General features: G+C 40.1%; 6 protein-coding genes. 5 read left to right on the top strand and 1 reads right to left on the bottom strand.

Going from position 1 to position 8,172, the window contains the following annotated elements:
- Positions 1-10 precede the first annotated feature (10 nt).
- The 3 genes from J8L86_RS17185 to J8L86_RS17195 all read left to right on the top strand — a co-directional run bounded on the left by J8L86_RS17185 (position 11) and on the right by J8L86_RS17195 (position 5,359).
- Positions 11-1,564, top strand: a complete 1,554-nt coding sequence (locus J8L86_RS17185; RefSeq protein WP_211031120.1) for an amidohydrolase family protein — start codon at positions 11-13, stop codon at positions 1,562-1,564.
- A gap of 305 nt (positions 1,565-1,869) precedes the next feature.
- Positions 1,870-2,712: a polysaccharide deacetylase family protein gene (locus J8L86_RS17190; RefSeq protein WP_211031121.1), complete on the top strand. Its 843-nt coding sequence runs from the start codon at positions 1,870-1,872 to the stop codon at positions 2,710-2,712.
- 139 nt (positions 2,713-2,851) lie between these two features.
- Positions 2,852-5,359, top strand: coding sequence for a cache domain-containing protein (locus J8L86_RS17195; RefSeq protein ID WP_211031122.1), 2,508 nt, complete (start codon positions 2,852-2,854; stop codon positions 5,357-5,359).
- On the opposite strand, the gene J8L86_RS17200 is transcribed toward J8L86_RS17195, so the two are convergent.
- Positions 5,356-5,694, bottom strand: coding sequence for a cytosolic protein (locus J8L86_RS17200; RefSeq protein ID WP_211031123.1), 339 nt, complete (start codon positions 5,692-5,694; stop codon positions 5,356-5,358). The genes J8L86_RS17195 and J8L86_RS17200 overlap by 4 nt on opposite strands.
- 1,434 nt (positions 5,695-7,128) lie before the next feature.
- Between J8L86_RS17200 and J8L86_RS17205 the strand changes: the two genes are divergently transcribed.
- Positions 7,129-7,479: a RidA family protein gene (locus J8L86_RS17205; protein WP_065108903.1), complete on the top strand. Its 351-nt coding sequence runs from the start codon at positions 7,129-7,131 to the stop codon at positions 7,477-7,479.
- A gap of 120 nt (positions 7,480-7,599) precedes the next feature.
- A complete protein-coding gene (locus J8L86_RS17210) occupies positions 7,600-8,091 on the top strand; it encodes a rod shape-determining protein (protein ID WP_247663492.1) in 492 nt (163 codons plus the stop codon).
- Positions 8,092-8,172 lie beyond the last annotated feature (81 nt).

Here is an 8,172-nt window from a genome sequence, read left to right on the forward strand (position 1 = left end):
AGGAATAATCATGAAAAAAGTCAGCAAAATCACTCCATTGGTTATCGCAATGGCACTCATTGGTGGTCAAGTTCAAGCACAAGACTTTGATATTGTCATCAACGAAGGACGCGTGATGGATCCTGAAACAGGTTTTGATCAAGTCGCCAATATTGGCATTAAAGATGGTAAAATTTTAAGCATTACCAAAGACATCATCGAGGGTAAACAATCAATCAATGCCAAAGGTTTAGTGGTTGCGCCAGGGTTTATTGACACTCACTCTCATGTATCAAACATTCCATTTGGCCAAAAATTACACTTACGTGATGGTGTGACGACCCCGTTAGATTTAGAGGTGGGTTCTTACCCTGTTAATGCTTTCTACGATCGCCTTGAAGGAAAATCGATAACCAACTATGGTACATCGGTATCACCAGCAGGAATTAGAGAGTCAATTGTGAACCCTGATTATAACTCGCGAACAGGGTCACTGGTCACCGACTTATTTGAACAACACGAACATGAGCATTCTCATGCGACATTGGAAGTAGCAACATTTTTGCCTAACAAAGAGCAAATAGAAAAAATTAATAACAAGGTCGCCCAAGAAATGGGGCAAGGTGCCATTGGTGTTGGTGTCCCTGTCGGTTACATGTCAGCAGGCACGACCTCTGCAGAAACGATCTCTTGGCAAGAAACCGCAGCCCAATATGGTTCATCAACCTATTTACATGGTCGATTCTCAAGTCAAAACCCTTCAACGACTGGCATTCTAGGCTTCCAAGAAATGATCTCAAATGTAGGTATTTATGGCGGCGGCTTACTGATCCAACATATCCACCAACAGTCATTAGAGAAAACACCTGAAGCATTAAAAATGATTGCAGATGCGCGTAAAGCTGGTCTAAAAGTTTCAGCAGAAGTTTACCCATATTATCAAGGTGCAACCATTGTTGGTGCAGATTACCTCGTTCCTGATAACTATGGTCCCAACATGGGGCGAACGTATAAAGATATCATTGAAGTGGAAACCATGAAGCCGTTAACTAAAGAACGTTACGATGAGTTAGTGGCGAGCAACCCAAGTGCATCAGTGATTTTTGCAGGAATATCTCAACAAGGCATGCTAGATGCACTCGTTGATGAGAATGTTCATGTTGGCAGCGACGCTATGCCGCTAACCATAGCAGCTACAGGGCAAATGGCTGTTGAGTTTGACACCCCTTATGAAGGCTTACAAGGTCACCCTAGAGCTGCGGGAACTCATGGCAAAGTATTACGTTTAGTGCGTGAGAAAAACATCATGCCACTCATGACCGCTATCTCTAAAATGAGTTACAAGCCTGCGAAATACTTACAAGAAAACGGTGTGCATGCGATGGAAAATAAAGGCCGTATTCAAGTGAACAAAGATGCAGACATTACTATTTTTGACCCTGCAACCGTAACAGATAACGCCACGTTAACCGATGCAGGTTTACCAACAACGGGGATTCCTTATGTATTGATTAACGGTACCGTCATTGTTAATGACTCTGTGGTATTAAAAGATATCTACCCAGGTCAACCTGTAAGAAACTAAGCGTTTTACTAGTCTCAACAAAACGTATAGGGGCGTTAATAATTGCATTAACGCCCCTTTTTATTGTGTTCACTGCGCATCATTTATTTATATCTCTAAGCACCATTCATTACATGAATAGCCCCATGCCATAAATTTGATTGCTTTCATGGCTGGCATTGTTACTTTATAAACACGTTCACGCTGACGACTAAGACCAAACCAGCTTTTTTCTTAATGAGCCGCTTCAGTCAGTGGTGTTGAAACTTGATGTCTATAAGCTGGAAAAGCAATTCAATACAGCATTACAAGTACAAGGATTAGTTATGTTGCGCCAATATCTTGCATCAGCCATCACCCTTTTGGTGTTATCGAGCTTCCAAATCACTAGCACTGCATATGCTGCAACAAACCAAGCGACTACAAGCCAAACGAATATTAACTGGCCTTATCATTATCAAGCTGCGGTAAGCTTATCCTATGATGATGCTTTACTCAGCCAATTAGACTACGCGATTCCAGCGTTAAATAAGCATGGTTTTAAAGCCTCTTTTTATCTCACGCTATCTAATTCTGGTACCCAAACCGCCCTAGCGCGATGGCGTGATATTGCCGCTGATGGCCACGAACTGGGCAACCACACCTTATTCCATGCCTGCAGTAAAAGTATTGAAGGACGTGAGTGGGTCGAGCCTCACAATAATCTTGATACTAAAACCGTCGCACAAATGCAGCAAGAAATCGAAACCGCCAATACCTTCCTTGAAGCCATAGACCAACAAACTGAGCGTACTTTTACGCCGCCATGCGGTGATTTTTATGCCGCAGATGGTAATTATATTGATGCCATACGTGAAAACTTTGTCGCAATAAAAGGTTACAATCCACAACTGGCTCCAAAGTTCAATTTGCTATTAATGCCTGAAAATGTAGATGGCGAAACCTTGATTAATTTTGTCAAGCAAGCCCTGCAACAAGGGGGCATTGCCAACATATTATTTCACGGCATTGAAGAAGATTACTTAAGCGTCAGCAATCAAGCTCACAATGAATTACTGCAGTATTTGAGCGATAACCGAGACATCCTGTGGGTCGACACTTATCGAAATATCATGGGGCATGTTAACTCAGCACTTAACCTTGATGAAAAAGCAACCAAGCCTCATTAAATACCATCAATAGCTTGATGATTCTCACATAATCCAAAGTAATTGATATCGATATTATTTATCTTAATAAGAGGCGTTGAGTTTTGTTCTATGTTTAGTCTAAGCTAAAACAGAAATACAAGGATATTCAAGGAAGATTATGCTGCTATGGAATGACCAAAAACTGATTAACTTAATCAAGTATGCCCCTGCGCTAACGGTATGCTTTTTTATGATAGTGATCAATGCGGTCATCATTCATGACAACCAACAAAAAGAAAATGAAAGCATCCTATCCCTTCGAGAAGACGTTATTTCACGCCAGAAAAAAGAGATTAATCAACAAGTAAATCAAGTCATCAATGTCATTCAATTCAAAAACAACTTGGTGTTATCACAGCTAAAACAGCAGTCCAAATCACGGGTCGATGAAGCCCACTCAATCGCGCAAAGTATATTCGTTAATAACCCTGACAAGCCGAAATCAGACGTCATAAAAATGATTATCAATGCGTTAAGGCCGATACGCTTTAATGATGGCAGAGGGTATTTTTTCATTTTTGACATGCAGGGCAATAATATCCTGCATGGATTAAAGCCCCATCTGGAAGGCACCTCAGTATGGGATGCCCAAGATTTACGCGGCACTTTCATCCTGCAAGAGCACATCAATAAAATAAAACGCCAACAAGGTGAAGCCTTTTATCATTGGTGGTACCAAAAACCGGGGTACCCAGCCACACAAGAATTCGAAAAAGTCGGCTTTGGTAAACAATTTACCCCATTTAATTGGTTTATCGGCACTGGAGAGTATGTCGCCGATGTTGAAAATGATGTAAAGGCAACCTTACTGAATTGGATTTCTGAATACGACTACGGTAATCATCAACGCCTGTTTGTCATTGACAAACAAGGTCACTCACTCGCTAACCCTATCACGCATAACGAGCATGCTTTTATTGAGCGCCATGAAGATACAACGCAACAAATGGTGAAACAGCTACTTTCCCAAGTAACCACTGAAGGTAACTTAGTGGAGTTTGATTTATCGAGCCAAACAGAGTTTGCATTAACCCCAGTAGAAATCACTTATGCCAAACTGTTTGAACCATGGGGCTGGGTTGTTGGCTCTCACTTCAATTCCCATGACTTTGAAACTTACCTTATGAGCAAGCAAGAAGCCTTGTTGCTCAATAACCACGAGAAATTAATGAAGGTACTGACATTAAGCATCATCTCCACTTTTCTTATGGTGGGAGGCTGTTTATTTGCAAGTAACCTTATTGCGAATCGATTCAAAAAGTTTAAACACCGTATCGAAAAGGATTTTACTAAGTTAGCCAACTCAAAAGCCACCATGAAACATATGGCAATGCATGATGCATTAACTGGGCTTCCTAATCGAATGTGTTTATTAGACAAGATTAACCAAGATCTTAAATCTGCTAAAAAACACCATAAAAAGCTCGCGCTGGTGCTGATTGATATTGATAACTTCAAAAAGGTTAATGATATTTATGGCCAATCATCAGGAGATGAATTACTTAAAAAATTAAGCCAAGCCCTAGCGCAATCAATTGAACCTATCGATACCTTGGCACGGTTTGGTGGCGATGAGTTTGCATTTTGCTTTCCTAACTTAGATAACAACCAACAAGTGCATCAAAAAATTGCGCTAATACAAACGATCTTAAATAAAGCCTATACGGTAAATAACACTGAACATATGATTAAGTGCAGTATCGGTATTAGTATGTATCCCTCAGACAGCCAAGATCCTGAAGGCTTGATCCGAAAAGCTGACATCGTACTTTATAAATCTAAAACCAATTTAAACGGCTCAGTCACATTCTTTAATGCAGAAGTCGATGCTCAGGTCAGTTATGAGTATCAGCTAGAAGAGCAACTAAGGGAGGCATTAGACAACAATGAAATTAGCGTCTTGTATCAACCTCAAATCAATACCCGCAATGTGAAAATACAAAGCGTTGAAGCGCTTGCTCGTTGGAATAACCCAAAGCTTGGTTCAATTTCACCCGACGTGTTTATTAACCTTGCAGAACGAACCGGACTGATTATTGATATTGGCTTATTTATTTTCCGTAAAGCCTGTGAAGATATCTTAGCAACATCGCCCAATGGCCACGGTGCAATCAATGTCTCAATCAATATCTCACCTAAGCAATTAGTGGATATCAACTTCGTAGAATCAGTGACTCAAATCGTCAGTGAAGTGGGTATTGATATTCATCGTATTACATTAGAAATTACTGAAAACTTAGTGCTTCAAGATCTAAAAATGACCGCCATAATTTTAAATGAATTAAAGGCACTAAAGTTTGGCATTTCCCTTGATGACTTTGGCACTGGCTACTCATCATTGAGTTATTTAAACGAGCTACCGATTACTGAAATCAAAATTGATCGATGCTTTATTAATAATATTAATAGCAGTAAGCAAAGTAATGCACTCGTAAAAGCAATTTTTGCTATAAGTGAAGCTTACAACATCAGTGTTGTCGCTGAAGGTGTTGAAGAAAAAAGGCAGTTCTTAACGTTAAAATCATACCGATGTGACCTCATTCAAGGGTATTACTTCGATAAGCCGCTGACAGTAGAGCAACTACAACAAAAGTACTTTACCCCTGAGTTTGCATCACATGGTTAGTCCATTCGGGTAATAACCGTGTGTTCGTCATCCACAAAAGCAACATAGCCGCCGTGATAGATAAACACCCGACCACGCCCTTCAACTATGCAGGCAAGCTGTGGGTTCAAATCCTCTTCGTTATTCTGACTTTGAAAGGTTCCCGTGTCAGTGATTACGCCGCTGAATGTAGGCAAATATCCATAACTGCGCTTGGCTTGATCAATCAGGCTCAATTCGCTGGCGCTTGAGAAACAAGATGGGATAGCGCCTGCTTCTTCAATAAACATCGTTTTCAGTTCTTCAAAAGCGGTAATCACCAGCCAGTCGATGCCGTTAACATGATGGATAAACATAGAGTGTCTCGTTAATTCTGATACTAAGATTTTATCACTATCAGGGGAGAACCTAGTAGCGGTTTAGTTACTAAAGCGCGTCATTCTGTGCCATTTGGGATATTCACTAAGCCATTATTTGGTAAATCAACATCCTGTTGCTTAGTTAATATCAGCTTTAGGCATAGGGATTTCACACTGGATCTCCAAACTCCGTTTGGATTAACGTCGTGGCGCTTCGCCCACACCAGAGTCAAGGGGGAAAGCGCTTGTTCCCCTTAACAAACCCTCAGCGCCCCTAACGAAAAATGCTGGAAAACGCATGATTTTCGATGGGGTTTGATCCAGCTTTTAACTTCGTTTGTAGACAGCTTCAGACTTCTTCGAAAATGCTAACGCTTCCGATGGTGCATCCATGCACCGCGAAAGCTAGCCTGACGTCCTGTCAGGCTCACGCGATTTCCTTCAACGTCCTCAATTCAAATTGAGCTTTCTAGCTCTTTAAATTGCCACGAATGCAGTCAAATCGAAGAGAAAATAATCCCAGTGTAAGCAAGGCTGTGACCGTCCATGACATGGACGTCATGGCCGAGCTTTCAGGGACGAACTTGTAGCGTGTCACAGTCGTGCTTGCACATAAGCCTGCGGCAGGCAATTAGTTAAATTGAATTAATGGACTACTGAAAAAGATCCAATATAAATGAAGTATAAGGTTGGTGGTCGTAACAATTTTATGTCCCAAAGTTTGTTTAAAATTGGAAGAAAAATCAACGTCGTGACGCTTAGTTAATATTAGGTTTAGACATATGGATTTCACACAGGATTTCCAAACTCCGTTTGGATTAACGTCGTGGCGCTTCGCCCACACCAGAGCAAGAAGGGTGAAACTGCTCACCCCTCTTGATTCTTTATAAACCATAGTCCCAGCATCCCCGGCGAAATTTTCATTCTTTATTGACAAGACGGCGAAAAATTTCCAACGGAGAATCATCCAGCTTTAAACTTCGTTTGTAGTTATAACGAGTTGGTGCCCAAAGTCTGTTTTATTATTTTGAAAAATCAAAGTCGTGGCGCTTCGCGAAAATATCACCTTATATTTTCTAATCTATTGCGCACTATATCTGACTTTAAAGTACTAGATAAATACACAGTTATAAATGTACGCAGATGATTCGCGAGCAAAGTGAGCCAAAATCGCGTACTTTATGCTCGATAAACTTCTAGTTTTTTGATAAGTTGTTGAATCTAAAGTTATTGATAAAAGGTTGTAGAGACCTCTACATCAAAGCGCTCACTTTTGCGGGCTTGATATTAATAAAACAGGTGTTAAATTTTCTTTTTATCTTTACTAAACAGTCGGTTGGCTTGGTACCCTTGCTACTAAGTTGAATTTTAACAGGAACATTATCGAGCAGCTATATAATAAGCTGTTAGCAGTACAGAAGAGTATCGTTGATGATTGAGAGAAAAAGTGGAATTTATGATGGCCGTAATAAATCATCAGCATATAAAGATCTAGTTTGGACTGTTGCTACATCCTCTGATACTTCAGTGGGTATTGAGGAACAAACAAAACTTACCTTAGACACTATTCAAGCTAATTTAGTCGAGCTAGGCTCAGACAAAACTAGAATTGTTTCGGCTCAAGTATATATTGCTGATATGGCTGAAAAAACACTAATGGATTCAGTTTGGAAAAATTGGTTTGGTCAAAATCCTGAGCATTGGCCTCAAAGAGCCTGTTTAGGTGTAAACCTTGAAGGTGATGTATTAATAGAAATAACTGTAACTGCGGTACGGAGTTAAAGTACTGCTAACAAGAAAATCAACAAGGACTAAAAACAGTGGGCTGTTCGCTCCGCTCCATTTTAGCCCACAATTTTTAGCCTGTTATTTGGGCGTTAAGTGGCTCGGAGGCCGAGAGTATTGTTCACATATCTTAGAAGTCTTTTCTCGAATGATTTACTTGTTGAGTTAAGTGAAAATAAAATTTCAATTAAGGTTTTTTCGTCAGATATAAAGTTTGAAGAAGAGCCATATATTGCTGTAGAAAACACCAAAAAAGGTGAAATTGTAAAGGCTATCGGAACAGAAGCAAAACGAGAAAATGCAAGCAATATCAAAGTAAGTAACCCATTTAAGCACCCTAGATCATTTGTTGCAGACTTTATGCTTGCAGAGAAAATTCTTCAACATGGAATATATCAAATCCATAAATCGAGAATTCGACCTGCACCAAGAATCATTATGCACCAACTTGAAAAAGTTGAGGGTGGTTTAACTTCTATAGAAGACCGTGTACTTCGGGAGCTTGCTGCGGGTTCAGGAGCAAGAGAAGTTATAATATATTTAGGTAGTAAAATTAACACTAGCGTTGAAAATTTTGACTCTGTAAAGTCAAGAGTATCAGCCACTTAACAAGCTGTTCAAGCGGGACAAATAACAGTTGGCTGTTTCGCTCCGCTCACATTATAGCCAACTACAATTTGCCCCTTAACA

Source organism: Shewanella sp. MMG014, assembly GCF_018100775.1.
Taxonomy (GTDB): Bacteria; Pseudomonadota; Gammaproteobacteria; order Enterobacterales; family Shewanellaceae; genus Shewanella; species Shewanella japonica.

What these genes read in the sequence shown, in the direction of transcription:
- J8L86_RS17185 (WP_211031120.1), top strand. Translation starts at nt 11, where the DNA reads ATGAAAAAAGTCAGCAAAATCACTCCATTGGTTATCGCAATGGCACTC.
- J8L86_RS17190 (WP_211031121.1), top strand. Translation starts at nt 1,870, where the DNA reads ATGTTGCGCCAATATCTTGCATCAGCCATCACCCTTTTGGTGTTATCG.
- J8L86_RS17195 (WP_211031122.1), top strand. Translation starts at nt 2,852, where the DNA reads ATGCTGCTATGGAATGACCAAAAACTGATTAACTTAATCAAGTATGCC.
- J8L86_RS17200 (WP_211031123.1), bottom strand. Translation starts at nt 5,694, where the DNA reads ATGTTTATCCATCATGTTAACGGCATCGACTGGCTGGTGATTACCGCT.
- J8L86_RS17205 (WP_065108903.1), top strand. Translation starts at nt 7,129, where the DNA reads ATGATTGAGAGAAAAAGTGGAATTTATGATGGCCGTAATAAATCATCA.